Below are 25016 nucleotides of genomic sequence, written 5' to 3' on the forward strand. Positions count from 1 at the left end.
GAATAACCTGCAACCAACCACTTCCATCTTCCATCTCCCCGCATTAAAGTAACGTATGTCCGGCCCTTCCACGCCCTCCTGGTGGCAGATCGCGCGCAATCTGGCGCGGCAGGGCCGTTCGTGGCTGAGTGAGAATCTGGCGGACACGGGGTTGGATCCCCTGCCCATCCGGCGCTGGCTGCGTGGGTATGGACCGCGACGTTTCCAGGCAGACCTAAAGGCGGGCACATCCGTGGCGCTGCTGGATATCCCGCAAGGCATGGCCTATGCCGCCATCGCGGGCCTGCCACTCCAGTTTGGCACCACCTGCTCGGCCGTGGCGGGGATCATTGGCGCGCTGTTTTTAAGCTCCCGCTTCACGGTCCTGGGTCCCACGAATGCGACGGCCTTCATGATTTTTTCCTACTTTGCGGCGGATGCGCATCTGGACCGCATCAGCATGATGCCGCTGCTGGTCTTCATGGTGGGCAGCCTGCTGCTGGTGGGCTCCTTTTTAAAGGTGGCGGAGCTGGCGCAATACATCAGCCGGGCGGTGATGGTGGCCTATGTCACCGGGGCGGCGCTGCTCATCATCGCGAACCAGGCGGGGAATGTGCTGGGCATCGGCACGCGCATTGTTTCGGAAGATGGCCAGGTCTTCCAGCCGCGCACCTTTCCCGGCATCGTCTGGCAGTTGCTGCAAAACATCTCTCAGACGCACTGGGAAAGCCTGCTGGTCGCAGCGCTGACGGCGGGGATCTACTGGGGCATCCGCCGCGTGCGGCCCACCTGGCCAGGGCTGGCCATCGCCCTGGTGGCGGCTTCCTTGATCGGCCTGGGCATGAAGATGCTGCACGTGACGGTGCCCACGTTTGCGGATGCTCAGTTCACCTGGCTGGATCTGCTGCCCCCTTTCCCAGACTTTGCCTCGCCGAAGTTTTTGTCTGACTTCAGCCGCCTTTTTGGCCTAGCCATTGCCCTGGCCTTTCTGTCCACGCTGGAAAGCTCCACCATGGGCAAGACCCTGGCCGGGCTGAAAGGGCAGCGCGTGGATCCCAATCAGGACATGTTTGGCCTGGGCATGGCCAATCTGAGCTGTGCCTACCTCAGCGGCATGCCCTGCTCCGGCTCGCTGACCCGCAGCGCGCTGAACTTTGCCAGCGGTGCGCGGACTCCCATCTCGGCCATGATCAACGGGCTGGTCTGTCTGGTGGGTGCGCTTACACTGGGAAGTTTGGTTGGCTACGTGCCGAAGGCTTCCCTGGCGGTGCTGATCATCTGCGTGGCTTTGTCCATCATTCATCGCCGCCACATCCGCATCTGCCTACAGGCCACGGGGTCGGATGCCTTCACGTTTTTGCTCACCCTGGCCGCCACGCTGATGGTGCCTCTGCACGTAGCCATCTTCACCGGCGTGGGCGTCTCCCTCATGCTGTATCTTCGCAAGGCTAGCCGCCCCTCCCTCATCGAGTATGAGTTTAACGAGGAAGGTAACTTGGCCGAAGCGAGCCAGCCAGGGATGCGGCAAAATCCGGCCATCTCCATCGTCCATGTCGAGGGAGAGCTCTTCTTTGGTGCGGCGGAACTCTTCCGCAGCCAAGTGCAGCAGGCCTGTGCAGACCCGAACCTGCGAATCATCATCCTGCGGCTGAAAAATGCCCGTCACATGGATGCCACCTCCGTGATGGCCCTGGAGGATCTGGTGCGGGCGCTGCGGGCTGATGGGCGCGACCTCCTCATCAGTGGAGTGATGAAGGACATCTACCGCGTGCTGCGGGATTCCGGCATGGTGGAAGTCATCGGCAAAGACAACCTCTTCCCCTCCAGCCCCAGCAACCCAAATGTGGCCACCCGCAACGCGCTGAAACGTGCACAGCAGATTCTGGGCACTACCGAGGCTGAGGTGAAGATCTTCTTTGACCCCGGCAAGAAGAAGGAGGCGTAACCTCTTCCCATGCGAGGTGTGCGAAAAGAAAATCTGCCGGTCAAGCTTTGCAGCGTCTGCCAGCGCCCTTTCACGTGGCGGAAGAAATGGGAAAAGGTGTGGGAGGAGGTACGCTACTGCAGTGAAGCCTGCCGGAGAAAAAAGGTGCCCAGCAACTCGGCTGCTACACCCACAGCCCGCCCTGTTGACTCGAGCTCCAGATTGAAGGATAACCCCCAAAGAACATGAACGATCTGGAACGACGCATCCTCGCCGCCCAAGGCTATGTGGAGCTAGGTCTCCATGAAGAGGCCCAGGCAGAGCTGGCGCATTTGCCCCCCTCTGCTGCCCAGCGTGCTGACGTCATCGAACTCAGCGTGCTCTGCCACATGGGGGACCGCCGCTGGGCCGAAGCCCTGGCGCTGACCCAAAAACTCTGCGCGCTGGAACCCGAAGAACCCGGCGGCTTCATCCACGCTGCCTATTGCCTGCATGAGCTGGGCCGCACCACCGAGGCGCTGGATTTGCTGGCCCGCGGCCCCGCAGCCTTGCGGACCAAACCGGTCTATTACTACAATCTGGGCTGCTACCTCGCCTGCCTGGGGGAAGATGAAAAAGCCCTGAATTTGCTGAAGCAATCCTTTGAAATGGATGGCAGTCTGCGCAGCCACGCCCGCAAAGATCCCGACCTGGACCGACTGCGAGCGAAGCTAGACAAGAACTGAAATGCATTCCATCTCGCCCACTGCCAAAACCGCCATCACCGAATGGTTCGAAGAGAACTTCCGCACGCGCGGTGAACTAGGAGCCTCGGTTTCCATCTGGCAGAACGGTGTGGAAGTGCTGTCGCTGGCCCAGGGCCATTGCGACCGCCAAAGCACCCGGCCCTGGGATTCCCGCACCCTGGCCCCCGTCTTTTCCTCCACCAAAGCTCCGGCCGCCGTCTGCTGCCTGATGGCCCTGGAGGAGGCCGGATTGCCGCTGGACTGCGCTGTCTCCGAGGTCTGGCCTGAGTTTGTGGGAGCGGGCAAGGGGGGCATGCAGTTTGCTCATCTACTCTCCCATACAGCAGGTCTGTGTGCGCTGGACGAGCGTGTGCCCATCTTCAATTATGAAGCCGTCGTGGAGGCCCTGGAACGTCAAACACCTCTCTGGGAACCCGGCACCCGCCAGGGCTACCACGCCCGCACCTTTGGCTTTCTGATGGATGAAATCGTCCGCCGCATTACCGGGGTGGATTCCCTGGGCGTCTATTTCCGTGAGACCTTCGGAGAGCCGATGGATCTGGATTTCTGGATCGGCCTACCGGAGGAGCACTGGGGCCGCGTCTCGCCTGTGTATCCCGGAAAAATCAGCATCGCCAACAGCGACCAGCCTTTCCTCAAAGCCTACAATGCAGGGGGTACCCTGACACAGCGCACCTTTACCAGCCCCTTTGGCCTCAATGCCGTGAGCGAGTTCAACACCCCTGCCCTCTGGTCCCCTGGCTTTGCCAGCATGGGCGGTGTGGGCAGCGCGCGCGGCCTGGGCAAATTTTATGCCATGCTGGCCCAGGGCGGCACATGGAACGGCAGCCGCCTGGTTTCTGAATCCATTGTTAGGCAGCTCAGCCACACGCTCTCAGAAGAAGAGGACAGCGTGCTCCTCACCCCCATCGCTTTTGGCGCTGGAGTGATGAAGGATCCAGTGAATCCGGACCCACGGTACGATGGAGCGAAACTGCGCCAACACTACGGCCAAAGCCAGAGCGCCTTTGGCCATCCCGGCGCAGGCGGCAGCCTGTCTCTCGCCGATCCTGAAAACGGCATCGCCCTAGCCTACGTGATGAATCAGATGGAAGTCGGCGCACTGCCCGGTGACAAGGTGCTCGGCATGGTGGAGCGGCTCTACTGGTGAGAGCCCCATCAAGAAGCGTGAACACCCTGCCCACGCTTCCTGACAGCCGTTAGGTATCCAGTTGGTAACGCTTGCGCTTGCGGTAAAGCGTCGCGGCATCAATGCCCAGTACCTCCGCCGCTTCCTGTAGGGAATCAGTGATGGCCATGACACGGCGGATGTGTTCGCATTCAAGCTTCTCAATGCTCACCCGCTGCCCCACCTCGGCCCCATGATCATGGCCATTGAGGGTGGTGCTGCCACCAGCCTCCGGCAGATCGCGAGGCGTGATTTCATCGCCTTCGGCAAGGATGACTGCACGCTCAATCGCATTGCGCAGCTCGCGGATGTTGCCAGGCCAAGGATGATTGCGCAGGGCCAAATAAGCAGCCGGACTGAAGCGGCGGACCTTGCGGCGGAACTGATCGGCAAAGAACTTCAGGAAGCTGTCCGCACAGGCGAAGAGATCTTCCGGACGTTCCCGCAGGGGCGGCATCGTGGCCGAGATGACATTGAGACGGTAGAACAAATCCTCGCGGAAACGACCCTCGCTGGACCACTGCTTCAGGTCGCGGTTGGTCGCGGCGATCACACGTACATTCGCCTTGCGAGGCGTTGTTTCGCCTAGCCGTTCATACTCTCGCTCCTGCAGCAGGCGGAGAAGTTTTGGCTGAATCTCCAAGGGTAGCTCGCCGATTTCATCGAGGAATAAAGTGCCACCTTCCGCAGCCTTTACCTTCCCCCAGGTGTCACGCATGGCTCCTGTGAAGGAGCCTTTGACGTGGCCGAAGAGATCGCTTTCCAGCAGTTCACGGGACAGGCTGGGGCAGCTCACCGTTACGAAGGGCTTGTCACGAAACGGACTCTGTTCATGGATGGCGCGGGCGATCATGCTTTTGCCTGTGCCGCTTTCACCCAGAATCAGAATGGAGGCCTGGGTATCTGCCGCACGGAAAAGCACATCAATCTGGCGCTGGAGTCCGGGATTCTTTGACATCACCTGCGGAGGAGGTGTGTGCGTGCGGACTTCAGTGGTCAGTTCTTCCACCTTGCGCTCTAGCGTACGCAGCGTGGCGATGCGCTTGAGGGCCTGGCGAAGCTGGTCCGGGCTGAAGGGCTTTTCCAGAAAGTCCACAGCACCTAGGCGAGTCGCCTCAATGGCATTCGGGATGGTAGCATTCGCCGTGAAGATCACCACATGCACGCTGGGGTGTTCCCGGCGGATGGTTTCCAATATTTGCAAGCCACTCTCTTCCCCAAGATAGAGGTCCAAAAGTACGAGATCAAAAGAGGATTCTTTGAGACTGCGCAGGGCCACGGCTCCGGTTTCAGCAGTTTCTACGTAGTGGCCGGCGGCGTCGAGGGCCAGGCTAGTCGCCCGGCGGATGCTGGCTTCGTCATCAACGATGAGGATGTCCATAGGTTAGGGTGGGGGGGTTGGTTGGTTGAAAATAGTTAGGCCGCAGAAGTGACCAGCGGCAGGGTCAGCCGGGCGATGCAGCCCTGGCCTGTTGGGAGGTTGTCCACAGTGAGCTTGGCACCCATTCGGTCGGCACCGCGCTTGGCGATCGCCAGGCCGAGACCGGTGGAAGATTCACCACCAGTGGGGCGGGCGCTCAGTCGGGTGTAATCCTGGAAAATGCGCGCCAAGTCACTTTCAGTAAAGCCAGGGCCTTCATCCTCGATATCAATGATGAAGCGCTCATTTTCGCTGTAGATTCGGGACACGATCTGGCTGCCCAGCGGCGAAAACTTCACCGCGTTGCTCATGAGGTTGTCCACGATCTGCCGCACGGTAAATAAATCCCCACTTGCGTGCAAAGGTGTCTCAGAAAGCTGGACGGAGAGGGTGGTATTTTTACGCTTGGCTGTCGGATACCAAGCCGTGAGCATTTCTTTGATCTGCTCGCCAGAGATAGGCACGGTGGTCATGCGCTCATGCTCGGTCTCCTTCGCACGGTTGTTCAGGAAGCGGTCAATGAACTTCAGCATCTGGTCGCAGGTCGTGATGATATGGCCTGTGAGGTCGCTGGCAGTGACGATCTTTTCCGGAGGCAGCTCCAGCAATGTCTGTGCGCTGAAACGGATGGCACCGAGAGGATTCTTCAAATCATGGGCCACCATGCTGACGATGTTTTCCCGCTCACGGAGGATGCGTGTAGTGGTCTCACGGGCACGCTGCAGATCCACCTGGGTGCGCACACGGGCCAGCAGCTCGGCCTTGTTAAAGGGCTTGGTGATGTAGTCCACACCGCCTGCCTCCAGCCCACGGACGATGGTTTCTGAATCGTTGGCCGCCGAGACGAAGATCACCGGCAGTCCCGCCGTGTCTGGGTGCTCACGCAACCTCTTGCAGACCGCAAAGCCATCCACATCCGGCATCACCACATCCAGAAGCACGAGGTCTGGCAGCCGGGCCGCGATGCGCTGCAGGGCCTGTGCCCCGCTGGTGGCGGGGATTACTTCATAACCTTCACGGGTGAGCACCGTGCCCACCACTTGAATGTTCTGCATCTGATCATCCACCACCAGCACGACTCCGCGTGCGGTGCTGGGGGATAGGGGGGGCTGGGGATCCACAATCATGAGGGGTCTTTTTTGTTTCCGGTGATCCGGCGTGAAAATGCGGAGAAATCGCGAAGCAGACGCTCGACCTGATCCAGTTCAAAAGCCTCGGCTGCACCAAAAAGGGCGCTCGCATAGCGGGCCAGCGGAGGGCAGTCATGCCGCGCTGCTTCACGGTGCAACTGATGGCCAAAAGTGGCGATTTCAAGCATGGGGAACGTGTCCAAAAACCGGCTGACATCACCCTCTTCCCAGATGTGCAACTGTGCGGTGAGACCAGGCCAGGCGGCGGTAGTGCTGGCATCAAACGACTCCAGGATGCTGGTGGGAAAATCCTCCGCCTGGGGCACCTGCGGCCGCGGTGTGGTAAACCGGAAGGTGGCGTGCCCCAGCACCCCCTCAAGCTCATGATAGAGCTGACTCTGATGGAAGGGCTTGCGCAGATAACCGTCGAACATTTCCTTCAGCCGTGCCGATTCCTCTGGCATGGAAGAGGCCGTCTGCGCGATCACCGGGATCGTGGAGGTGCGGTCATCTTCACGCAAAATCTGCCGCGCCCATTTGCCGTCCATTCGGGGCATGCGAATGTCCATGAGGATGACGTCCGGCTTGGCCGTACGGGCCAATTCCAAAGCCTCCATCCCATCCTGCGCGAATAGCATCTCGTGATGCGTGCCATGCAGGTAGCCGGCGATGAGCTCGCGATTGGTCGCATTATCGTCCACCACCAGAATCGTCGCGGGGCGGAGCCGATTGAAGTCAGCCGAACGGTCGCTCGGTGGATCGTTCGTCTGCTGGCTCAGCGGAATGCCAGGCAGGATGAGGGTGAAGGTGCTGCCCTTCCCAGGCTCGCTGACCAGGGAAATTTCTCCATCCATGAGATCCACCAGACGGCGGGTGATGCTCAGCCCCAGCCCTGTCCCCTGCGCACCGCTGCGGCTCTGGGAGCTGATCTGCTCGAACGCGGAGAAAATACGTTCGCGATCCTCTTCGGCAATGCCCACCCCCGTATCACTCACCTTGACCTGAAGGTCGCAACGCTCTCCCAATTTGGGCTCGTTGAGCGTGCTGACGTGAATCTTCACCTTACCCTTGTGGGTAAATTTGACGGCGTTGCTGGCGAGGTTCAGTAGGATCTGCCGCAGACGCAGGGAGTCCACCTCCAGCACTTTGGGCACCTGCCTTTCGATCTTGGTCTCCAGGGCGAGCCCCTTGTCCTCCGCCTGCTTTTTGACCACCATCGCCACGCCTTCCACGATCTCGTGGACATTGGCAGGCTCGGGTCTCAGCGACAGCTTGCCCGCCTCGATCCGGGAGATGTCCAAAATGTCATTGATGAGGTCCAGCAGGGAGCGGCCGCTGGTCTGGATCGCCCGCAGATAACCGCGTGCCCGCTCCTCATGCACGAGTCCATTGAGCAAATCTGCAAACCCGATAATGGCATTCATCGGCGTGCGAATTTCGTGGCTCATGTTCGCCAGGAACCGTGACTTTTGCGCATCTGATTCGATGGCCCGTTCCTTCTCGGCTTCCAGTTCTGCCGTGCGCAGGGCGACTCGGTAACTTCTTTGCAGCATCACAAAACTAACAATGCCGGTGATCACCGCCAGGATGCTGCCACCGATACCGGTCACCGTCATCGTCTGGAGCACATCCTGAAGCTGGTCCTCACGGCCGGAATGCAGCCTCCGCTCCGTCAGGATGCCTTCATCAATTTTCTGCAGCATCACATCATTGACCCCAGCCCCCTGGCTGATGATCTCGCGCAACGGCAGGTCCGCATCACTGGCGGCCGCCGTATCTGCCAGCTTTTTCAAGGCATCAAGCCGCTGACTGACAAGGGTGGTGAGCTCGGCCAGAATCTTCTGCTGGGCTGTGTTATCCAGAGTCATGGACTTCAGATTTTTCAGCAATTTTTCGCATTGCGTCACGGCTCCTTGCAGGGGCTTCAGCAATGCTTCCTGACGAGTCATGGCGTACCCGCGCGTGGATGACTCGGCCTCCGTGATGATGGCCCGCAGCTTGAGGTATTCACCAATGACCAGATCCGTATGAGTGACCAGTTCACTGCCCTCTTCGGCAAGCCTGCCACTGCGAACGACAGTGCCCATCACCAGCAAAAGCAGGAGTGTGGTAAAGATGAGGAACAGGCCGTGCCAGGAACGAAGCATTGAATTTGGGGAGGTGATATCAGCCACCGGATCTACAGTTTCTGCCAGGCTCGGAAGAATCGTCATCCGATACACCTGCCAGCAGACCTCGCGGGCCGCTTATTTTTCGACCGCTTCCTTGACGCTTTCTTTCACGTCTTCGGCGGCATCCTTTACATCCTCCGCGACATCACGAACCTTTTCGTTAGGCCGCCGGTCCAGTGCATCATCCACCTTGTCCTTGATCTTTTCACCAGCGGTCTCCGGCTTACCGCTGATTTCCGGCTTCTTGTCCTTGCAGCTCACCAGGGTCAGGCTGAGCCCCGCCAAGAGGGCTAACATGGCGGCAAAGGCAGTCTGGATCTGTTTTTGAATCGCGTTCATAACTTGAATGGAGATTGAGGGTTATTTGGCAAGGGCCAGCACGCCCGTGAGGATGAGATAGATGGCTACGACGTAGTTCAGCAGGTGCGGAAAAATCAGCACGCAGATGCCTGCGACGATGGAAACGATGGGAGTCAGATGGGGGCTCATGGTGTTGTGGAGAGAATTGAAAATCAGTGGCCGGGCGAGGATTCTTATCGGCCCGACTAGACCTTGGCAGCTTGGCGCTCAATCGTGCTGCCGACGTGTTGCATGTCGCGACCAATACCACGCGTGGTGTTGCAACTGCTCAGGAAAGAGAGGGTGAGGATCAACATGCCAAAAGCAAAAATGAAAAAGCTCGCCTGCTGTGCCGTGTTGTCTTCAGAAGATGTGTGAAGGGGGGCGTCGGGGGAGAGGTCTGGGGTTTTCATGGGAGATCGAATGCTGGAGCTGCACGCTCAGAAAGCGCCTGCTCACCGACCATCCAGTGCAAAGTCTTTGCCAACCGCCAAAAAATCCCATTAACTTATTGACTATAAACGATTTACAAAAAATAACGCGCGCTCATCTTTTGATTAAAATCGGCTTTTTGCACGAATTCAATGCGCTCAAGAATTGCATTATGCAATCAACTAATCAACCCTCGAAGGGTGCATGACGCGGTCAATAAAGAAGAGTTTTTTGAGAACCGGGCCACTGCACACAAAGGGATAAGCATCTGGCTGCCCCATGCTACGGGTCAGTTCGTTGACCAAGGTCGTCAGCGCCACCCAATGGCTGACCCTTTCACAAAAAGCCTGCACATCTGGAGTGATTGACTGCCCTTCACCACATAGCAGCGCAGGATCAATTTTGGGCTGCATGATGTTGCTGCGGCACTCGGCAGAATCTGCCGTCTCCAGGGTATCGCTCATGTGCAGCCAATGCGCCCAGGTTTCGGCCCAGTCTTCCCAGGGGTGGGAGGCCGCATAAGCACTGATGTGATTTTCCTCCCAGCCCAGCGGCGGGCCTTCCGCGTAGTTCCGCTGGAGGGCCGTGGCATAGTCCAAAGTTTCGTCTCCAAACAGATTTCGAAATTCCTCCAGCCATGGACTGCCTGCGATGAGTACATCCCAATAATAATGCCCTGACTCGTGCCTGAAGTGGCCTAACAAAGAACGGTACGGCTCCCGCATTTCCAGGCGGGTCTTTTCCCGCATGTCATCATCCGCCTCCTGCACATTCAGGGTGATGACTCCTGTGTCGTGGCCAGTGAGCACGGAAGGCTGGCCTGGGAGGGACTGCAGAAAATCGAAGACCATCGGCACCGTAGGTTCCAGCATGCTACCAGGACCCCAGAGGCCATGATCCAGCAGGGTGAAAAGCAGCCTGCGTTTGGCGGTTTCCAGCTTGGTCCAGCGCTCGCCGTTGCCTGGCTGGGATAGATCCGGAATGACTCGGGTCGTCACACAGGCTGGGCATAGGCTGGCCGGATCTGCATCGGCAGGGATGAGCCAGTTACAGCCGCAGGCATTGAGATTGGCGCAAAAACGATAGCGCTGCGGCGTCACCTGCCGGGGGGCGCGGCGGAAAAAACCACGCTTCGGGGCAACTTCGGCGAGTGCCTGCTGGTGCACGCCTTCCTCAGCTAGGTCCAGCGCACGCATTTCGCGTGAGGCCGGATCAAAACCAATCGCGCGACCGCAGGCGATACACACGCTGTTGTTAAAAAAGACAGGCTGTCCACAGACGCAAAGATAGGTCCTCATAATGGGGGGAATTCAATAACTTAGAAGAAGAATGACGCATGAGCAGGCACAGTGCGTGATCATGATGGTTGCACCTCAGGTTCACCCAGAGGCAAGACGGATACCAGACGTTCACGCGCCTCTTCGGTTGTCGTCACCACCCAGGTTGCGCCAGTATCCGTCCTGATTTCCGCTTTGGAGGCACCCCAACGCGCCAGCAGAATCTTCTGTTCAGGAAAGCGGTGGCGCAGCCGCTTGCAGAGCAGTTGTGCTGTGCTGCTGACCCCCGGAGGCATGGCACTGATGCAGACGATGGCAGGCTTCAGGCTTTCCACCTGCGCAATGACTTCAGAAACCAGTGCCGACTGAGGAATGGACTCCCAACGCCACAGCCCTACCCCCACAGTGCGCGTCAGCCAGTGCAGGGCGATTGAATCGGCCGAAGTGTCAAAGCTACGACAAAGGAGCAGTGGCCCCGTGCCCTCAGAGACGGGAGGCACTTCGTCCAGCACGGTCTCGCAGGCGAGCGTCGTCAACGTTTCCAGAATCCCATCCGACTCCTCTTTGGAAAGGCGTCCTGCGAGCATTTCCCGGCGTGCATGAACGGCCGCAGGCAGCAGTACCTGATCCAGGGTATTACCATGCCCGATTTCCTTGGAGGAGGCGTGAGTCAGTTCCTCCGCCTCTTCCACATCCCCCACCAGCAAACGCTGATACACCAAAAATGAGGGCTGCACCTCAGGCTGGTCGCCCATCAAAATCTCGATGAACTTCAGTTCCGGGATGTACTTCGAAAAGACGACGAGACAAACCGTCAGTGGCGTCGCCAGCAGCAGCCCCACAGGCCCCCAGATCAGCGTCCAAAACACAATGGCAATCAGCAAGGCGAGGTCAGACACTCCGGCGCTCTGGCCATAGAGTAAAGGCTCCAACACCATGTTGGTGAGCAATTCAAGGCCCGCGATCAGCGCGATGACCATCAGCGGTTGGGTCCAGCCATCAAACACGGCCAAGCTCAAAGCGACGGGAAGGATCGCAGCGATCCAGGGGCCGATGTAGGGTACAAAACGAAACAGCGCTGCCAGTGCCCCCCACAGCACAACATAGGGAAGCCCGATGGCCCAAAAACCCGCCGCCAGCAGCAGCCCGTAGGCCCCATTGATCAAACCCTGCATGAGCAAATAACGGCTGACCCGTGAAGCCGCCTCATCCAAGGCCCGCGTCGTCGTCGTCAGCCGACTGTATCCCACCAGATGGATGACCCGGTTTCGCACATCATTCTGCCGCAGCAGCATGAAGATCACAAAAACCACGACCACAGCAGCCGTGCCCAGACTGTCAGCTAAAAAGCCCAGGGCCGACATGGCTGTCTCCTGCAATCGATTCGTGGACCGTTCGATCAGCACCGGGGTTTCCGGAGCTGCACCATTGCGCTTCACATCTTCCGCATCTGAAGCGTTGGAAATCTCCATCGCGAGGCTTTGCAGCTTTTCAAACACGCCGCCTTGCCCGACCTCCCGCACGCTGATAACGCGCTGGTGGATAGTGTGGCGGTATCCGGGCAGTTCCTTCACCAATTGGTGAAGCTCCCCTCCGAGAACCCACAGCAATGCCCCCATCACTGAAAACGAAAGGACCGTCACGGTGATGACGGCCAGGGTGCGGGCAAAGTGCAGGCGGTGATTGAAAAAGGACACCACCGGTTTCAGCAAAAAGGCGAATAGAGCCGCCAATGCTAAGGGGATGAAAAAGTCCCGACCCGCCCACAGCATCGCCACGGTGAGCATCACCGTGGCGAGCCGGATGAGCGGAGCCATCTGAAGTTGCAAGGCTTCCATAGGATAGTTCCGCTGATCCTGAATTAGGGATGACGAAACGTGAACTAACGACGGCTGCTGCTGGCCATCAGGCCAAACAACAAGCCCAGGCCGATGGCCACGCCCAGACATTCGTAGGGACGTTTGTGGACCACCGAGTCCAGCGCCGAAGCCTTGTTGCGAAGCTGACGCTCGATCTCATGGCTGGCTTCACCCGCATAGTCGGCGATGCCGGCAAGGCGTTCTTTGACCTGACCCGTGTAGGTCTGCGAATCCTTGCCAATGCTGTCAAGGATGCCGCGGGCTTCATCAGAGATGGTGCGCAGGCTGTGGTTGATCCGTTCAGTGGTGGTGAGTGGCTTGCGTTTGAAAAGTAGGCTCATAGGAATGTGATGTTAATGGTTAGGCAAGTAGCGTTCACTCAGAGGGGCTTGCGGCCCTGGATCACGCGGAGCAGAATCACCACGATGGCGATCACCAGCAGGATGTGGATGAATCCGCTAAGCGTGTAGCTGGTGACGAGACCCAGCAGCCAGAGGATGAGAAGAACGACGGCGACGGTGTAGAGCATAGAGGTAGTGTATTGAGGTTGAGATACAGGAGATTGACTTCAGGGTCGCTTAGCGGCGCAGATACAGACCGAGAACGACACCGCCGAGGGCGGCATAAGCGAGGGCACGAAGAGGGTTCTGCACAGCGTAATCACGCAGTTGGTTGAGGTTTTGATTGGCATCCTGCACCACTTTCTGGGTGCAGCCGTCAATGCGGGTGCGGGCCTCATCGCGGAGGTTGTTCAGGTCCTGTTTGACCGCAGTTCCCAGATTGCGAAAATCATTGGCGGTATCATGCAGGACTTCGTCGGTGCGAGGTGTGACAGTCATAGTTTTATGGGGATCAGGTTTTGAGAAAAAAACTCGCCCCGAAGATGATCAGAGCGATGACCGCCACCGCCCAGGCCAACACCGATCCGTTACCAACCGCACCCGTGGCAGCCGCAGCCGCTGCGAGAATCGCAACGGCTACAGAGGCAACACGGAGTTGCGAGTAGCGGGGGTTTGGATTGGCGTGGATCATGGGAAGCAGCAGTATGGCTCCTTCTATCGCACACAGAGTGCCACGCTCACCAAGCCGCCAGCAAACCCCTCACCATCAACATTTTAACTCAATCTGCCCTCGCACCTGTGAGCCTTCAAATCACGATTTTCGTGCAAAGGACGCATACCAGCCTTGCGAAATGCACGCGGCAAGATCCCCATAAAAAGAGCCGCCCGAAAAGGCGGCTCTCAAGAGAGTCAGCGATGTTTAGAGACGGCCAAACTCACTCGCCCAGCAGCTCCTTGATCTTGGGATCAATCGCTTCAGCCCACATGTAGTAGCCTTTTTCAGAAAGGTGCAGCAGGTCAGGCATCACCTCGCGGGTGAGGGTCCCATCCGGCTGAAGGAAGGTCTTTCCGATATCCATGAAATGCACCTGTTTACCATCGGCCAGTTTGGCGATGATGGCATTCGTCGCCTCATTCTGCTGGCGCATGGCATCTGTGGGTTTTTCACCGCGTGGGAAGATGCCCAGCAGTAGGATCTTGGCCTCAGGAGCCTTGGTCTGCAGCTTGCCTATAATGGCCTTCACACCTTCCGCCGTTTGCTCGGCAGAGCTGGCGTAGATGGCTCCATTCAGCTCCTTCTGCGCACGACCCACGTGGCCAGTATTATTCGTGCCGATCATGAGCACGATGAGCTTCGGCTTCAGCCCGTCGAAGTTACCGTTGTCTAGGCGCCACAGTACATGTTCTGTGCGGTCCCCACCGATGCCAAAGTTGGCGGCATTGCGCTTGGCGTAGAACTTCTCCCAAGTGGCCTTGCCCTTGCCTTCCCAGCCCTGGGTGATGGAGTCGCCCAGGAAGACCAGCGTGGCGGTTCCTTGCTTGGAAATGGCATTGAAACTTTCATGCCGTTTCACCCAGCCGCCATCACGCGGCACGGGATTGATGGCGTAATTGGGCTCGGCAGCAAAAGCGCCACTGATGAACAGGGCAGAAGCGATGAGAATGTTTTTCATGGTTTGAGGTGGGCAGTGAAAACGATAACTGCCGACCATTGCAATCATTACTTCTTCAGAGCGGCACGAACCATCACCGGATCATCCGTGGTGATGCCATCCACGCCCAGGGCGGCCAAGCGTTTCACATCTGAAGGTTTATTGACCGTCCACACATACAGTTCCAGGCCCGCGTCTTTCACCTGTTTTACCAACGCCTCATTCCACGCCCATTTTAAGCCCAGATCCAGGCCGTCCAGGCCATCAGCTTTGGTATCGGCAATGAGCTGGGTCAGATCCACCGGCTTCTTGTCCTTGGTCTTTTCTGAGGACAGGCGATAGACCTTCATCCAAGGCAGGGCCTTCTTCGATTCCTGCGCCACTTGGCGGTCAAAGGCGATGATGCAAAGCTGCGCTCCACGCAGACGCCAGGTCTTGAGCTGCTTTGCCAGCACCGGCACCACCTCCGGGCCGCATTTGATCTCTAGGAAAAAGCGCTTTTTACCGACTGGCATCGTCTTCAAGCTATCGACGAGGGTGGGGATCTTTTCGCCCTTGTAACCTTTAGCTTTCCAGGAACCTGCATCCAGAGCCTGCAATTCGGCCAAGGTGCTGTCCTTGACAATTTTGGCCACACCCGTGGTACGCTTGGTATCCGCATCATGCAGGATGGCGATCTCACCATCTTTGGTTAGGTAGAGGTCCAGCTCACAGGCATCGCTGTCATGCTCCCAGGCCAGATTGAAAGCCGCCACCGTATTTTCGGGAGCGCGCCCGGAAAATCCGCGATGGGCCACGATCTCGGTCGCAGACAGGTTCACCGAAAGAAGTGACAGCAGAAAGATGGATAAAACACGCATGGTCAGGGATGAAGCAAGACGCCCTTAACATGCCAAATCTTCCGTCGCAATTTTCCGTCACACTTCTCACCGTCATCTGCGCCGCCTGAAAAGCCCTGCTGTAGCCGCTAGCACCATCAGACCCATCCGGCTAGGCTCCGGCACCGCTGCGACACCCGTACTTAGCCCCACATAAGCATAGTGAGCCCCACGCCCCGGGGTGATAGCCGTGGTGGTATTGTCCCCCCAATAAACCCGGCTGGTGCCTGTGTTATCGATCGTACTGCCCGCGTAGTCCGAGGCCCGCAGCACCCCATCAATGAAAAATGAAGCCAATTGAGTCGCGGGATCCCAACTGATGCGATAGTCATGGTAACCTGGATCCAGCGTGTAAGTGGCCCCTGTGGCGTAAAGGCGCACCAGGGTATTACCACTGAGGTCATTGCCGAAATAGAGCCCATAAAGATCGCGCTTCCCCGTCACACCTTCATCAATCAGCAGGGTGCACCAGGCATTGTTGCCCAGAGATGTGGCCACCAGCGGATCTGGAGGAACAAAACGAATGGTAGCATCCAGCGTCCAGCCGATTTGCAAAGCCTCTGAAAGCTGCCCCGTCGTCAATGTCTTATTGTACGTCCCTGCATTGCTGCCGCCCTGCTCATAGACCTTCCACGCATCCACGCCGGATCCCTGATCATCTGTGATCGCCCCGGTCTGAACGGTACCTGAAAAAGTCCAACCTTCCGTGGTCGGGTTCACTGCTCCTACATGGGAAAACAAAAGAGTGGAAGCCTGGGCAGACTTGGCCACGAAAAACGCCACACACAGGAGTAGCCAACTGTAGCGTTTAAGGAATAACAACCAGCAAGGAAAGATCATCCTACCCAATCAGCAGCTACCATACCGCCAGATGACATCCTTCCCGAAGAGATCACTTTTGGCCTGAAACAAGTGATTCCACCACAATTCCAGCCCTGGTCGCATCCACGCTACGAAGCTCTTTTCACTTGCCACATTTCTGCACCCCCACATTGAAGCGAATGCGAAAACGTCTTTTCAGAATCGGTACGGGCATCGGCTTGCTCCTGCTGCTGCTCGGAGTGCTGCTTGGGGCGACGATCATCAGCCACCCTCAAACAGTCACGACTGGGCGTTATGATTGCGCCATTGTTCTGGGTGCAGCCGTGGATGGCACCACCCCTTCCCCGGTGTTTCAATCTCGCATTGACCATGCCGTGACGTTGTTCAAGACAGGCATCGTTTCCCACCTGCTTTTCACCGGCGGCAGCAGCGACGGAGATGAGATCCCTGAATCTGAAGCCGGCAAGCATTCCGCCATGTCGCAAGGGATTCCTGCCTCTGTAATTTTCACAGAAGACCGTTCGAAAACCACCATGCAAAATCTGGCTGAAGCCCAGAAGGTGATGACCCTGCAACGATTCAAGACAGCAGTGATCATCTCCGACCCTTATCACTTGTATAGGGCATCACGAATGGCGGCAGAGATGCAGATCACGGCCATCACATCCGCCACTCCCACCACACGTTACGTCACCCTCAAGACCCAGATCCCGTTCCTTCTCCGGGAGATCTACTTCACGATTCACTATTCCTTGTTTGGGCAGTAAGGCCCACCTCACTTCTTCGCCTTCGTCGCGATGGCCTTGTAATAGCTTTCGATGGCGGCGCGATACTCGGGAGCCGCTTCACTGCGGGTGGCTTCGCTGAGATCGGCGGCCATTTTGCTCGGCAGATGCCCCCAGTCACCATTGACCAAAATGGCATCGGGTCCCAGCACTCCTTCCACCACTTTCATGGACTGGTTTCCACCTTCACTGTCCGAAGGCTGGGCAGGATCGTTTTGGTTAGGCTTGTTTTGATTCTGCGCCTGTTGCTGGCCTGGCTGCTGGGAGCCTGGAGTCTGTCCCTGATTGCGCTGATTAGCCATGGACTGCTGCTGACTTTGCTGGGCATCGGCGAGGCTCTGCTGCGCCTTCTGCTGCTGATTCCCTCCTGGCTGCTGTTGCTGGCCGGATTGAGATTCCTGCGGCTGGCCAGCCTGGCCTTGCTGCGGATTCAGGGTCTGGTCCAGCTGATCCAAAGCCTGGGCCAGAAGCGCACCCTGGATGTCCTGAAAAGGATTGGCGGAACTGGGTGGCGGGGTGGCGGTGGCCGTCGCTTCGGCGGCCTTGGCAGCCTGGGCGGCGGTGGCCTGGGCCTCGGCACCGATGGGTTTTTGCGGCTGGCCGGGCTGGCCTTTGGCGACTTGCGCCTGCTGCTGGAGCTGGTTGCTCGCTTGCGCCGCCTGCTGGGCGGCCTCCTTCTGGCCAAGCCGCTGCTGGTGGCGGGAAACACGGGCCAGATCATGCGCCGCTTTTTCGGCAGCTAGGCCGATATTGCTAGGCTGCTGGGCCTCGGCCGCGACAGCCTGCTCGCTGGTCAGCGCCGCCTGTTTGGACAGCTCCGCCAGCGACTTTTGCATGGCGGGATTCTTGGGCAGTTCCTTTTCCAGTTCGGCCAAAACTGCTGCCGGATTTTGGCTGGCATCCTGGGCCATTTCAGCCAGTTCCTGCGCACGTTTGTAAGCTTCTTCCAAAGACTCCTGCACGCCCAGGTCCTTCTCCATGCCCTGCATGGCGGCGAGTTCCTGCTCTGTCAGTTCCTGCCCGTCTTCGGCCTTGGCCATGTTCTGGGCCAGTTGGTCAAGAGCCTGTGCCGTCTGCTGCTGAGCCTTGGCCGCCTGGTTCAGATTTTGCGCCTGCGGCTGGCTCTGCTGGGCCTGGGCCGCCTGCTTGAGATTCTGGGCGATCTCCGGGGCCTTTTGCTGCATCTGGGCCAGAGCCACATCGGCCATGCGGGCCATCTGGCGCTGGGCATCCTCCTGTAGATTGGCCGCATTGGCCTCCTGACGTAGCGCGGCCTGCAGCGATTCCATCTGCTGGGCATTTTCAGCCGTCTCCGCCTGCAAAGCTTGGGCCGCTTCGGCCACCTCTGCCACCGGCTTGCTAGCCTCAGCCTCGGCGGCCGCAGCTTGCGTGGCCTCCTGGGTCGCCTTTAAATCTTGGGCCACAGCTTTCATCATGTCACTCACGTCAGGCGTCATCAGGGCCAAGGTTTCCCGGGCTCCTGCCGTCTGCGCCGCAAGCTGCTGGGAAAATTGCGATACTTTTTGTTCAGCCTCGGCAGAGGCGCGCTGCGCAGCCTCCAGGTTCAACGGTTGGTTAGGCTGCTGGGCGGCCTGACGGGCGAGTGCCTGAAGCTGGTCGGCCGCCTGTCGGCTGGCGTCGGAGGCTTGCTGGGCCGTAGCTGCCATTTGCTGATCCGGCACTTTCAGACGGCGCAGCATGTCAGGCACCTGCCGGAGGGCCTCACTGGCGGCACTGGCCTGTTCAGTGGCATGGGCCGGGCTAATCGCTTGAGTTGGGTCCGGATTGGCCGCTGCTTCCGAGATGGCCTCCACGGCGGTTTGAGTCAGGGCATCGGCCTCCAGCATGCGGGTGAGTTGGGTCAACTGATCCGCCTTCTGTTGGGTGGCCGCGATGGCCATCGCCTCTTTCGGCAGCGCTGCCGCCTCACGGGCCAGTTGACCCGCAGCACGGCTGGCGCGATTGGCATCCAGCGCTGCATCGGTGTTCGTTCGCTGGTTCTGCTCGCGCAAAACAGCTTGGTCCTCCAGTTGCTTGGCCGCCTGCGCCAGCTCCTTTTCAGCCCGCTGGGCTGCGGTCTCATTTTCCTTGTTCAGCTTTTGACGGCCCTTGGGATCCTTGGCCTCAGCCGCAGCCTGGGAGAGCGCATCGCGGGCCTCATTCAGGGCGATGATGGCCGGATTTTCCTGCCGCGCGAGCTGTTCACGCAATTGGTTAGCTTTGTTGCCTGCATTCTCCGCCAGGGCGCGCATGGCCTCGGCAGCCCGGCTGAGCCGCTGACGGTGATTGTCAGCCGCCCCGTAAAGATGTTCGGGACTTTTCGTCTGGTCGGGCTTGTCCAGACTGGCCGCAAGGTCACCTGCCGTTTCTGTGAGCTGCTTGCGCATGTCTTCCACCTGCTTCTGCTGGCCGCCATCCAGCACAGGTTTCAGAGATTCCATTTCCTGGCGCAGGCCTTCACTCGCGGCGATGGCCGCCCGCTGCTGCTCCTGCCATTTGGGGCGCTGGCTGCTGTCACGGTTGGCATTGAGGGATTGCTCCGTCAGCAGGGCCTCCTGGCGGCTGAGCTGCTGCGCGGCCTGGGCCACGATCTTCGCATTGTCCTCGGTGGCAAAAGCACGGGCCGCCTGCGCGATGGAGTCCGCATCTGCACCGGCTTCACTGGCGGCACGGCGCAGCCCCTCGGTGCTTTCCATCTCCTTTTCCGTGAGGTTTTTCATCTGCGGCAGCGATTCATTGCGCAAGTGCGCCAAGCGCTCCCCCAGCACCTGCACCTCCATGCTGTCCAGATGCGTGGGGGCAGATTGCGCCGCCTGCTTGAGTTGGGTCCACAGGTCTTCGGCCCGGTCCGTCACCTGCTGTAGTTCCGCCTGGGCGCGGGCCACTGTAGATTCGGGCGCTTCACCCGCTTTTTTTCGGGCCGTTTTCTGCACCTGTTCCATCGCCTTGCGCAGCTCGCGTGTCTGTTCAGAAAGGGTCGTCGCTTGCTGGGCCACACGCCGCATCTCCTGGGCCCACTGCCGCTGCTGCGGGTCCACCGTTTGTTCCAGAATGATCACGCGAACGACAGGCGACTCAGCCGTCAGTCCCTTTAGGTCCGTCGCCACCAGCTTGATCAAAAGCGCATCCCCCGGCTTCACCTGTAGCGGGGCCAGAGGCAGTACCGTTTGCAGCTCGCTCTCCTTGCCCGGCTTGCTCACCAGCAGCTTTTGCTGCCAGTCCGCCCCATTCACCGCATGCGCCAGATGCACCGTGGCTAGGCCCACATCATCGCTGGCCAGCCCTTGCACACGCACCGTCTCATCGGCCATGAGAGAGATCTGCTCCTGCGGTTCCAGGGTCTGCACCACAGGCGGCAGGTCAGGAATCGTCAAGATCTGCCAGGGGGAGCTTTCTTCATTGGTGAAGCCCGTCTCCGCCGAGGTGAGTGCGCTGCGCCAGGATTCATGCTCAGGGCGGATGGGCAGTTCTCCGGTGAGAAAACCATCCGCAGTCTCCGTCATCGCCACCGCCTCCGGGTGGTCGGCATGATCGGGATTGATGAGCAGCCAGGCCTTGGACACCTTTTGGTTAGGCTTCAGCCTCAGCTTGACCGTGCTACCGTCCAGGGCCTCCACATCGCCCCGCTCCTCAGTCAGCGTCACTTCTGGCAAGCCTGAATAAGCCGGAGGCACCAGCGTTTTCACAAACTCCGTCACCCGTGGACGTGGGCGCGCCGAAAGCGTGAACCACGAGGAAATGGCATCGCCGGCCAGCACCCGATAGCGCAGGTCGCCCTGGCCGATCGCCACCATCCCGGAATAGCGCGTGTCATGGCTGCGCAGCATTTCCACGCGGCGCACTGGGCTGCCTGCCGTCTCTGTTTCAATGACCACGGAACCCGGCTGTGGCCCCTCAATGCCCGCCAGGATCTCCAGCTCCGAGGCAAACGGCACCAGCGTGCTGGCTGGGTTCGGTTCAATGATGCTGATCTTGACGCTCGAAGGACGCTGCAAATTGGCAAACGGGATGGCTGCACGGGCCAGGAAACCGGGCAGGTGCAGGGATGGGATGCAACTGAGCCCCACGACCAAAACCATGGCCACACACACACCCGCAAACCACGGCTTGAGAGAACGCAGTGGCAGGACGGTCCGCAGGTCCAGCTTCTCCATCTGGGCGGCCACCTCATCCTGAAGCTGGGAACGAAACTCCACGGAGCCTCCCCCTTGCCCTTCAGCCAGTTCCACCGCCGCCAGCAGGCGCTCGCGCAGTTCCGGAGACACGCTTTCCAGCAGCCGCGCGGTGCCTGCCACATCCCGGCCTAACGCCAGATGCCGCAGCGCCACCCGCCAAGCGATAAATGCGGCCACGGAATAAGCCGCCACCGTCAGCCACGGGCGCAGCACCTCTGGCATGAACCAGGCCCGATCCAGCAGGGCGATCGCCGTCCAGCACCCCAGGGCCACAGCCAGCACGGCAAGCGCGGCACGGAGGATCAGCAGACGCTGGCGGCGGGCACGAAAGGCCTGGAGCGCCTGAGCAGTAGCGGGACGGAGAGAGAGATTCATCAGGAAAGTGGGCAGGCAGTAAACGACAGCGGCAGTCACGTTTTTCGAACCGCAGGACACGATTTCGCCAAAAGACCTCGCCAGGTTAGCACTTTTCGTTCTCTCAACTCCAAGAATCCGCAGGCTGGAACGTCTTTGACGGGAGGTGAATACTCTTGCCTCAAGGGAAATTTCCAGGTTATCCTCAAATCGAACGCAATTTATCCCACCATGGACCCCAACCAGCCTCTTTCTGGCCAGCCTGCCCCGGATGTACCTTTGCCCCCGCCTCTGAGCGGCACTCAGCCACTGGGGCCACCACCCGGCTATCCGGCGGCCAATCTCGGGTATCCCGTGCAGGGCAATAACCTGGGCTACCCCGTGCAGCCCGGCATGATGCCACCTGGCTATCCCGCACCCACCTCCGGTCCGGTGCCCGTCGCGGCGGCCATCGAGGATGAAGCCGTTGCGGTCGAGGCCGCCCCTGGTGAAGTTTATCACCCGCCTGCCCTCAACCATTTCGAACCGGTGAAGCCTGCCAACGCCCTGGTGAAAGCCTGGCGCAAGGTCGGCGGCGGTTCTTTGACCCTCAGCTTGGCCATCCATGCTGGCATCCTCATCGTCGGCGGGGCCATCGTGGTCAGCACGCAGATGATCCAGAAGCAGGTGGACTTCCTGCCCGGTGGCGGCACCCAGCAAGGGGCGCAGGCCTCGGCCGAGATGAAGCATCAGGTGAAGCAGAAGAAGCAGAAGACGCTGAACAAGACGATGCCAATGAAGAAGATCGTGAGCACGAGCCAAAACTCGGCGATCACGCTTCCCGATGCACCGCCGGACTTGCTGGACGTGCCGGATGTGAGCTCAATGCTGGGCGGCGGGAGCCTGGGCAGCGGAGGATTTGGCAAAGCGGGAGCCGGAGGCGGCTTTGGGACAGGGATGGGAATGGGCGGGATGCAGGGCTTTGTGAGCCTGCCCCCCTCCATGCGCAGCCGCTGCTCCCCCCAGGAACGTTTAAAAAAGCTGACCGACAGCGGCGGCAGTCCCGAGTGTGAACGTGCGGTTTCCGCCTCCCTGGAGTGGCTGAAACAGAAGCAGGGCCCCGATGGTGCCTGGAACGGCATGGGCAGCAAGTCCGCGATGACGGGCCTCGCCCTCCTCTGCTACCTCGGCCGCTGTGAAACACCCGACTCTCCTTTCTATGGCGATACCGTCATGAAGGGCATTCTCTTCCTCATTGAGACGAGCAAAAAAAATCCCCATGGGATGATCTGTGAAGACATCTACAACAACGGCTCCACCTACGCCCACGGCATCGCCACCTATGCCCTTGGCGAGATGTACACCCTGGCCCGTCTGGGCAGCAAGGAACTGCCCGGCATGCGTGAGGCCTTCGAAAAAGGCGTGAAGCTCATCATTGAAAACCAGAATGAGCGCGGCTCCTGGACCTATGGCGGCAAGGATGCCGGCATGCCCACCGCCTACACGAAGAACAGCAAAGGCGAGGATCTCTCCGTCGCTGGCTGGCAGTTCCAGGCCCTCAAAGCCGCCAAGAATTCCGGCCTGAAAATTCAGGGCCTCGACTCCGCCATCAAAAAATGCACGGAGTATGTGCTGGCCAAGCAGACTAAGGATGGCGGCTTCGGCAATCCCGACCGCGACAAGCACTACAACCAGTGGAGCCTCACCGGTGCCGGATCCCTGGCCCTTCAAACGATGTCCAAAGGCCACACCGCTCCCCTGAAAAAAGCCATCGGCTTTCTCCGTGGTTTCTTGGAGGCCGAGCCTCTCGACTGGAACAAAAACTGCAACCCCTACTGCTGGTACTACTACACCCAGACCTTCTTCCAGGCTGGTGGGGATGACTGGAAATTCTACAACCAGCAGTTTCTGCCGCAGATCCTGGCCGCCCAGCAGCCCGATGGCAGCTTTAAAAAAGGCCGCCCCAACTGGCCGGCCGGGGACGCCACTGATCCCGTTTACCGCCAGGCTCTCTGCACCCTCATGCTGGAGGTTTACTACCGCTACCTGAAGGTGGCCGACCGCGACGAAGAAAGCTTCTTTGACCGTTAGTCCTCGCCATTTCCAGCGCAGATTCTGGATGCGGATCTGTCATGCCTCCGCCAGCTTGGAGGCATGAGTTCAGACGCATCTCCCCCTTCCCATTTTGATTTCATCGTCATCGGCGGCGGCAGCGGCGGTTACGCGGCTGCGCGCACGGCTCATTCGTTAGGCCTCAGCGTCGCCGTGGTGGATGGGGCGGCGGAACTCGGAGGCCTCTGCATCTTGCGCGGCTGCATGCCCAGCAAGACTCTCATCGAATCTGCCGACCGCAACCTCAGCATCCGTCGGGCATCTGAATTCGGGCTCAAGGCTCAGCCGCTCGGCGCAGACATCCGGGCCATCCGTGACCGAAAGCGCACCCTCATTGCCGACTTTGCAGGCTATCGCCAGCAGCAGCTCCAGGACGGACGTTTTGTCCTCTACCGTGCCCACGCCTCGTTCACCGGTTCACACACGATTGAACTCCAGCCCCGCGAAGGTTCGGACTCCTTTCAGCTCACGGGCAAGACCTTCTGCATCGCCACAGGATCCGTCCCCACCGTGCCACCCATCCCCGGTCTCGCCGAAGCCGGCTTCTGGACCAGCGACGAAGTGCTGGATGCGGAATCCCTGCCGGAATCCTTCGCCGTTCTCGGTGGCGGAGCCATCGCCCTGGAGATGGCGCATTACCTGGAAGGCGTCGGGCGGAAAGTGACCCTCATTCAGCGTGGCCCCCAGTTCCTCACAGGACTGGACCCGGAGTGCAGCACCGTTTTGGAACAGGCCTACACGCACCGGGGCATCACCTGCCATCTGGGCACCAGCATCCACAAGGTCACGACGGCCCATGGCCGCAAGCACATTGAGTATCGGCATGGGGAGAAGGAGCAAAGCGTCACGGTGGATCAGATCCTTGTCGCCATGGGCCGCGGCCCTGCTACCGACGGCCTGAATCTGGATGCGGCCAAGGTCAGCCTAACCAAAAAGAAGATCGTCGTTCAGCCAACCATGCAAAGCACGCAGCCCCACATCTTTGCGGCGGGCGATGTGTGCAGCCCGCTGGATGTCGTTCACGTGGCCATCCAGCAGGGAGAGATCGCCGCACGCAATGCCCACCGCCTCATTCACGGCCAGCCCGTGGAGGAAAAAGCCGATTACCGCCTGCTCCTCTTCGGTGTGTTTTCCCATCCCCAGGTCGCTTCCGTAGGCGCAGGTGCCGCAGAGCTGGAAAAAGCAGGCACACCTTTTGTCTCCGCCTCCTATCCCTTCAATGATCATGGCAAGTCCATGTGCATGGGCGAGACGGAAGGTTTTGTGAAAATGCATGCCCATCGTGAAACGGGCGAAATCCTCGGGGCCACTTGCGTGGGGCCTCACGCCACCGAGCTGATTCATGAGGTCGTCATCGCCATGCATTACCGATCCAAGGTGCAGGACTTCATGGCCATCCCCCACTATCACCCCACCCTCAGCGAGATCTGGACTTACCCCGCCGAAGAGTGTGCGGATCAACTGGGTGCTTGA

23 protein-coding genes are annotated in these 25016 nt (G+C 59.4%); 7 read left to right on the forward strand and 16 right to left on the reverse strand.

What is annotated here, in order from left to right; genetic code table 11:
• The first annotated feature begins 55 nt into the window (after positions 1-55).
• Genes ABEB25_RS07715 through ABEB25_RS07730 form a run of 4 tightly spaced genes read left to right on the forward strand, consistent with a single transcriptional unit; the run spans position 56 to position 3799 of the window.
• Positions 56-1924 carry a SulP family inorganic anion transporter gene (locus ABEB25_RS07715; RefSeq protein WP_345735816.1) on the forward strand — a complete coding sequence of 623 codons (1869 nt, stop codon included), beginning with the start codon at positions 56-58 and terminating at the stop codon, positions 1922-1924.
• A gap of 9 nt (positions 1925-1933) precedes the next feature.
• Positions 1934-2152 carry a DUF2256 domain-containing protein gene (locus ABEB25_RS07720; protein ID WP_345735817.1) on the forward strand — a complete coding sequence of 73 codons (219 nt, stop codon included), beginning with the start codon at positions 1934-1936 and terminating at the stop codon, positions 2150-2152.
• A complete protein-coding gene (locus tag ABEB25_RS07725) occupies positions 2149-2628 on the forward strand; it encodes a TPR end-of-group domain-containing protein (protein WP_345735818.1) in 480 nt (159 codons plus the stop codon). Before ABEB25_RS07720 ends, ABEB25_RS07725 begins: the two co-directional genes overlap by 4 nt.
• Position 2629: 1 nt before the next feature.
• The gene (locus ABEB25_RS07730; protein ID WP_345735819.1) at positions 2630-3799 is read left to right on the forward strand and encodes a serine hydrolase domain-containing protein; all 1170 of its coding nucleotides are present in this window, start codon (positions 2630-2632) and stop codon (positions 3797-3799) included.
• 49 nt (positions 3800-3848) lie between these two features.
• Here ABEB25_RS07730 and ABEB25_RS07735 read toward each other — a convergent pair whose 3' ends face one another.
• From ABEB25_RS07735 to ABEB25_RS07805, 15 genes are all read right to left on the reverse strand, one after another.
• Positions 3849-5198: a sigma-54-dependent transcriptional regulator gene (locus ABEB25_RS07735; RefSeq protein ID WP_345735820.1), complete on the reverse strand. Its 1350-nt coding sequence runs from the start codon at positions 5196-5198 to the stop codon at positions 3849-3851.
• A 35-nt stretch (positions 5199-5233) separates the two neighbouring features.
• Positions 5234-6364: a hybrid sensor histidine kinase/response regulator gene (locus ABEB25_RS07740; protein ID WP_345735821.1), complete on the reverse strand. Its 1131-nt coding sequence runs from the start codon at positions 6362-6364 to the stop codon at positions 5234-5236.
• A complete protein-coding gene (locus ABEB25_RS07745; protein WP_345735822.1) occupies positions 6361-8514 on the reverse strand; it encodes an ATP-binding protein in 2154 nt (717 codons plus the stop codon). Before ABEB25_RS07745 ends, ABEB25_RS07740 begins: the two co-directional genes overlap by 4 nt.
• Before the next feature lie 99 nt (positions 8515-8613).
• Positions 8614-8877, reverse strand: a complete 264-nt coding sequence (locus tag ABEB25_RS07750; protein ID WP_345735823.1) for a hypothetical protein — start codon at positions 8875-8877, stop codon at positions 8614-8616.
• Between the two features lie 21 nt (positions 8878-8898).
• A complete protein-coding gene (locus ABEB25_RS07755; protein WP_345735824.1) occupies positions 8899-9027 on the reverse strand; it encodes a DUF3096 domain-containing protein in 129 nt (42 codons plus the stop codon).
• A 56-nt stretch (positions 9028-9083) separates the two neighbouring features.
• Entirely contained in the window at positions 9084-9290 is a 207-nt protein-coding gene (locus ABEB25_RS24475) for an entericidin A/B family lipoprotein (RefSeq protein WP_425571987.1), read from the reverse strand.
• A gap of 201 nt (positions 9291-9491) precedes the next feature.
• The gene (locus ABEB25_RS07765; RefSeq protein ID WP_345735825.1) at positions 9492-10607 is read right to left on the reverse strand and encodes a zinc-binding metallopeptidase family protein; all 1116 of its coding nucleotides are present in this window, start codon (positions 10605-10607) and stop codon (positions 9492-9494) included.
• 59 nt (positions 10608-10666) lie between these two features.
• Positions 10667-12403 carry an AI-2E family transporter gene (locus tag ABEB25_RS07770; RefSeq protein ID WP_345735826.1) on the reverse strand — a complete coding sequence of 579 codons (1737 nt, stop codon included), beginning with the start codon at positions 12401-12403 and terminating at the stop codon, positions 10667-10669.
• Positions 12404-12468: 65 nt separating this feature from the next.
• Complete coding sequence (locus tag ABEB25_RS07775) at positions 12469-12786, reverse strand: ElaB/YgaM/YqjD family protein (protein WP_345735827.1); 318 nt, start codon at positions 12784-12786, stop codon at positions 12469-12471.
• Between the two features lie 38 nt (positions 12787-12824).
• Positions 12825-12974, reverse strand: coding sequence for a lmo0937 family membrane protein (locus tag ABEB25_RS07780; RefSeq protein WP_184212131.1), 150 nt, complete (start codon positions 12972-12974; stop codon positions 12825-12827).
• Positions 12975-13023: 49 nt separating this feature from the next.
• On the reverse strand, positions 13024-13284 hold the full coding sequence (locus tag ABEB25_RS07785) for a hypothetical protein (RefSeq protein ID WP_345735828.1): 261 nt from the start codon (positions 13282-13284) through the stop codon (positions 13024-13026).
• A 13-nt stretch (positions 13285-13297) separates the two neighbouring features.
• Entirely contained in the window at positions 13298-13477 is a 180-nt protein-coding gene (locus ABEB25_RS07790; protein ID WP_345735829.1) for a hypothetical protein, read from the reverse strand.
• A gap of 244 nt (positions 13478-13721) precedes the next feature.
• The gene (locus ABEB25_RS07795) at positions 13722-14459 is read right to left on the reverse strand and encodes a platelet-activating factor acetylhydrolase IB subunit (protein WP_345735830.1); all 738 of its coding nucleotides are present in this window, start codon (positions 14457-14459) and stop codon (positions 13722-13724) included.
• Positions 14460-14506: 47 nt separating this feature from the next.
• Positions 14507-15298, reverse strand: coding sequence for a glycerophosphodiester phosphodiesterase family protein (locus ABEB25_RS07800; RefSeq protein WP_345735831.1), 792 nt, complete (start codon positions 15296-15298; stop codon positions 14507-14509).
• 72 nt (positions 15299-15370) lie between these two features.
• Positions 15371-16156, reverse strand: coding sequence for a PEP-CTERM sorting domain-containing protein (locus ABEB25_RS07805; RefSeq protein WP_345735832.1), 786 nt, complete (start codon positions 16154-16156; stop codon positions 15371-15373).
• 161 nt (positions 16157-16317) lie between these two features.
• On the opposite strand from ABEB25_RS07805, the gene ABEB25_RS07810 reads away from it, so the two are divergent.
• The gene (locus ABEB25_RS07810) at positions 16318-16905 is read left to right on the forward strand and encodes a YdcF family protein (RefSeq protein WP_345735833.1); all 588 of its coding nucleotides are present in this window, start codon (positions 16318-16320) and stop codon (positions 16903-16905) included.
• Between the two features lie 8 nt (positions 16906-16913).
• Here the strand turns inward: ABEB25_RS07810 and ABEB25_RS07815 are convergent, their stop codons facing one another.
• Entirely contained in the window at positions 16914-21473 is a 4560-nt protein-coding gene (locus ABEB25_RS07815; protein WP_345735834.1) for a DUF4175 family protein, read from the reverse strand.
• A gap of 210 nt (positions 21474-21683) precedes the next feature.
• Here ABEB25_RS07815 and ABEB25_RS07820 point away from each other — a divergent pair, with 210 nt between their 5' ends.
• Together ABEB25_RS07820 and ABEB25_RS07825 are read left to right on the forward strand one after the other, a co-directional pair.
• On the forward strand, positions 21684-23522 hold the full coding sequence (locus ABEB25_RS07820) for a prenyltransferase/squalene oxidase repeat-containing protein (protein ID WP_345735835.1): 1839 nt from the start codon (positions 21684-21686) through the stop codon (positions 23520-23522).
• 63 nt (positions 23523-23585) lie between these two features.
• Entirely contained in the window at positions 23586-25016 is a 1431-nt protein-coding gene (locus tag ABEB25_RS07825) for a dihydrolipoyl dehydrogenase family protein (protein ID WP_345735836.1), read from the forward strand.

It is taken from the genome of Prosthecobacter algae (assembly GCF_039542385.1).
GTDB classification, from domain to species: domain Bacteria; phylum Verrucomicrobiota; class Verrucomicrobiia; order Verrucomicrobiales; family Verrucomicrobiaceae; genus Prosthecobacter; species Prosthecobacter algae.

Bases quoted from the DNA above. Each gene is read 5' to 3' on its own strand.
- ABEB25_RS07790 (WP_345735829.1), bottom strand. From the start codon at position 13,477: ATGATCCACGCCAATCCAAACCCCCGCTACTCGCAACTCCGTGTTGCC.
- ABEB25_RS07715 (WP_345735816.1), top strand. From the start codon at position 56: ATGTCCGGCCCTTCCACGCCCTCCTGGTGGCAGATCGCGCGCAATCTG.
- ABEB25_RS07795 (WP_345735830.1), bottom strand. From the start codon at position 14,459: ATGAAAAACATTCTCATCGCTTCTGCCCTGTTCATCAGTGGCGCTTTT.
- ABEB25_RS07755 (WP_345735824.1), bottom strand. From the start codon at position 9,027: ATGAGCCCCCATCTGACTCCCATCGTTTCCATCGTCGCAGGCATCTGC.
- ABEB25_RS07725 (WP_345735818.1), top strand. From the start codon at position 2,149: ATGAACGATCTGGAACGACGCATCCTCGCCGCCCAAGGCTATGTGGAG.
- ABEB25_RS07770 (WP_345735826.1), bottom strand. From the start codon at position 12,403: ATGGCTCCGCTCATCCGGCTCGCCACGGTGATGCTCACCGTGGCGATG.
- ABEB25_RS07825 (WP_345735836.1), top strand. From the start codon at position 23,586: ATGAGTTCAGACGCATCTCCCCCTTCCCATTTTGATTTCATCGTCATC.
- ABEB25_RS07740 (WP_345735821.1), bottom strand. From the start codon at position 6,364: ATGATTGTGGATCCCCAGCCCCCCCTATCCCCCAGCACCGCACGCGGA.
- ABEB25_RS07750 (WP_345735823.1), bottom strand. From the start codon at position 8,877: ATGAACGCGATTCAAAAACAGATCCAGACTGCCTTTGCCGCCATGTTA.
- ABEB25_RS07820 (WP_345735835.1), top strand. From the start codon at position 21,684: ATGGACCCCAACCAGCCTCTTTCTGGCCAGCCTGCCCCGGATGTACCT.
- ABEB25_RS07775 (WP_345735827.1), bottom strand. From the start codon at position 12,786: ATGAGCCTACTTTTCAAACGCAAGCCACTCACCACCACTGAACGGATC.
- ABEB25_RS07730 (WP_345735819.1), top strand. From the start codon at position 2,630: ATGCATTCCATCTCGCCCACTGCCAAAACCGCCATCACCGAATGGTTC.
- ABEB25_RS07765 (WP_345735825.1), bottom strand. From the start codon at position 10,607: ATGAGGACCTATCTTTGCGTCTGTGGACAGCCTGTCTTTTTTAACAAC.
- ABEB25_RS07815 (WP_345735834.1), bottom strand. From the start codon at position 21,473: ATGAATCTCTCTCTCCGTCCCGCTACTGCTCAGGCGCTCCAGGCCTTT.
- ABEB25_RS07800 (WP_345735831.1), bottom strand. From the start codon at position 15,298: ATGCGTGTTTTATCCATCTTTCTGCTGTCACTTCTTTCGGTGAACCTG.
- ABEB25_RS07735 (WP_345735820.1), bottom strand. From the start codon at position 5,198: ATGGACATCCTCATCGTTGATGACGAAGCCAGCATCCGCCGGGCGACT.
- ABEB25_RS07780 (WP_184212131.1), bottom strand. From the start codon at position 12,974: ATGCTCTACACCGTCGCCGTCGTTCTTCTCATCCTCTGGCTGCTGGGT.
- ABEB25_RS24475 (WP_425571987.1), bottom strand. From the start codon at position 9,290: ATGAAAACCCCAGACCTCTCCCCCGACGCCCCCCTTCACACATCTTCT.
- ABEB25_RS07720 (WP_345735817.1), top strand. From the start codon at position 1,934: ATGCGAGGTGTGCGAAAAGAAAATCTGCCGGTCAAGCTTTGCAGCGTC.
- ABEB25_RS07805 (WP_345735832.1), bottom strand. From the start codon at position 16,156: ATGATCTTTCCTTGCTGGTTGTTATTCCTTAAACGCTACAGTTGGCTA.
- ABEB25_RS07810 (WP_345735833.1), top strand. From the start codon at position 16,318: ATGCGAAAACGTCTTTTCAGAATCGGTACGGGCATCGGCTTGCTCCTG.
- ABEB25_RS07745 (WP_345735822.1), bottom strand. From the start codon at position 8,514: ATGCTTCGTTCCTGGCACGGCCTGTTCCTCATCTTTACCACACTCCTG.
- ABEB25_RS07785 (WP_345735828.1), bottom strand. From the start codon at position 13,284: ATGACTGTCACACCTCGCACCGACGAAGTCCTGCATGATACCGCCAAT.